2 protein-coding genes and 1 pseudogene are annotated in these 2,481 nt (G+C 56.6%); all 3 read left to right on the plus strand.

Annotation, left to right across the window (positions count from 1 at the left end):
- Nucleotides 1-43: 43 nt before the first annotated feature.
- Nucleotides 44-177: pseudogene (locus NZ705_12375) on the plus strand (transposase).
- Nucleotides 178-471: 294 nt separating this feature from the next.
- Entirely contained in the window at nucleotides 472-1,254 is a 783-nt protein-coding gene (locus NZ705_12380) for a MerR family transcriptional regulator (protein MCS7293739.1), read from the plus strand.
- Nucleotides 1,255-1,320: 66 nt separating this feature from the next.
- Nucleotides 1,321-2,481, plus strand: a 1,161-nt coding sequence (locus NZ705_12385; protein MCS7293740.1) for a tetratricopeptide repeat protein, incomplete at its 3' end; no start/stop codon positions are given.

A 2,481-nucleotide genomic window follows, 5' to 3' on the forward strand; every position in this document is an offset into this window, starting at 1 on the left:
CCATTTACTTGGATAGGCTATTATCCAGTGGTTAAGTGAGAGACTTTTACCAGCGATTGGTCCTGGGAAAGTTTTGGTACTGGATAATCTGCAGCGGTTAGAAAGATGGTAGAAGCGGCTAGATGTCGCTTGGTTTATTTACCAAGATATTCACCTGATTTGAATCCAATTGATAAAACGGTGGGTTAACCATGCGTGGAGTTTAACCAAACGGAACCTACGCTCTCTCGTGGATGAAGCTATCCGTTTTATACGTTAACCTTTGTCAGCTTAGCTGTAACACTATCGCTACCAGCTCGGTGTAACGCGCCATCTGCGCCCACACCTGACGGCGAGTCGGCTCCGGCGCACACAATCAGCACTGAATCGTCAGGACGGCCATGGCAAGACAGGGAGCAACAAGCTAAGCACAGCACATGTGTTTTATCAAACGCTTTGTAGGTGATAGTTGGTTCCTGTACCATCACTGCTATGTTCTGCACGACCAGGGAAGCGGCCAGTCTGGTAGGGTGTACGCTCCGCCAGGTGCAGTATTGGCGCACCAAGGGCCTGGTGGTGCCAGTGGTCAACCCGCAAGGGACAGGTCACAGCGCCTACTACAGCGACGAGAACCTGCGGGACTTAGCCATCGTCCACTACCTGGTGCAACGGGGGTATGACTTGCAGGCGGTGGCGGACGTGCTGTCGGCTATCCGGCGCTTGGGGCTAGAGCAGGCCGAGCGGTTGCTGGTGCGCTGGGATGAGCGGCAACAACAGCTGGTGGTGGAAGCACTGGACAGGGGCCAACTGGAGCGGGAACTGGCAAAGGGAACCTTCAGCCTGACGGTGATTCCGCTGGGGGAGTTACAGCGGCAAATTCAGCAAAAGGTCTCCACCGGGCCAGCGTTGGCGGCGGAGCGGGTGCGGTGGCGGTTGCACCGTGCTGGCTGGGATGAGCGTCCCCACGAAGTCCAGGTGGGTCAAGCCATCCGGTTTCCTGGTCGTCGCCGCCGGGTCGTGGCTGATTACGTCCTGCGGCACGGGGAGTGGGGGCCGATAGCGGTAGTGGAAGTCAAGGCTGGTTACCTGCCTGCGGATGCGGGCCTAGCCCAGGCCAAACGGGCTGCGAGTGTGCTGGGGGTGCGCTTTGCTTATGCCACCAACGGAGTGCAGGTGCTGGAGTATGACTTGATTAGGGGAGTGACTGTTTGGCGGTGGGATTTTCCGACTCCCCAGCAGTTGTGGGAAAGGATGCGGGAACAACTAACGGGTTGATGGGCATAGCCTGTAGTGGTGGGGTAGTGGGCTATACTCCCAAGGTAGATGCTTTTGAGTTGCCAGATGGCTCCTTCGCCCGCCCAGATTGACCGATTACTCCACCAAGCGGTGGAATGCCATTTGGCTGGGCAATGGGAGAAAGCAGAAGCCCTCTACCGCCAAATTCTTCAGCAACAACCGGAGCATCCAGATGCCAGTCACAACTTGGGTCAGCTATGGCGACAGCGGGGTCAACCCAAGGCAGCAATACCTTTGCTGCAGGTTGCGTGGCGTGTAAATCCCTACGCTACCCAGTACTGGCTCTCGCTAGTGACAGCTCTAGCTGAGTGCGGCGAATGGTCCCTCCTTGTGCAGGTGCTGGCACAAGCGTGTGCGACTCAACTAACCCAAGAAACGGTCACGGCCCTGGCGGAGCTTGTCAGTCAAATTGGAGATGCTCTGAGCTGTAACCAGCGCTGGACAGAAGCGTTAGTGGTTCTGGAAAAGGGTGTGGCCCTAGCTCCCAACCACCCAGCCATTTGGAAAAGTTATGGCATCGCACTGCACGGTGCAGGACAGGTGCAAGCGGCTCAGGCAGCCTACGAAAAGGCACTGGCGCTGAATCCCCACTGCTTGGACGCGGTCAATAACTTGGGAGTCTTGGCGATGGGACGCCGAGACTGGCAAGCCGCATTGCACTACTTCGAGCGGGCCTTGGGCATTGCACCGGATCATCCCGATGTGTGGTTCAACAAGGCAATGACTCTGAAAAAACTACAGCGCTTTCAGGAAGCTGAAACCTGGGCACGGCGGGTCTTGGATGCCCGGTCTCAGGACCCCAGGGTGTTGCGGTTGCTGGGTGAGATTCTGACGGAGTTAAGACAGTATTCTGAAGCGCGTGAATGGCTGGAAAAGGCTTTGGGCCAAGAGCCGGACAACTGGGAGACTTTACAGGCGTTGGCGAATCACTACGCGCGTCAGGAGCGATGGGAAGAAGCGGAAAAGTGGGCTAGGAAACTGCAAGACAAAATGCCCGATAATCCGGATGTGCTACGCCCGTTGGGTCAGATTCTTCTGAAGCTGGGGCGCGAGCCGGAAGGGCTAGAAATCCTGGAAAAGGTGCTGGCCCTGAAACCCGATGATGTGGAAACGATGCAAGCGCTTGCGGATCACTACGCGCGTCAGGAGCGATGGGAAGAAGCGGAAAAGTGGGCTAGGAAACTGCAAGACAAAATGCCCGATAAT

The organism is Gloeomargarita sp. SKYB120, from assembly GCA_025062155.1.
Taxonomy (GTDB): domain Bacteria; phylum Cyanobacteriota; class Cyanobacteriia; order Gloeomargaritales; family Gloeomargaritaceae; genus Gloeomargarita.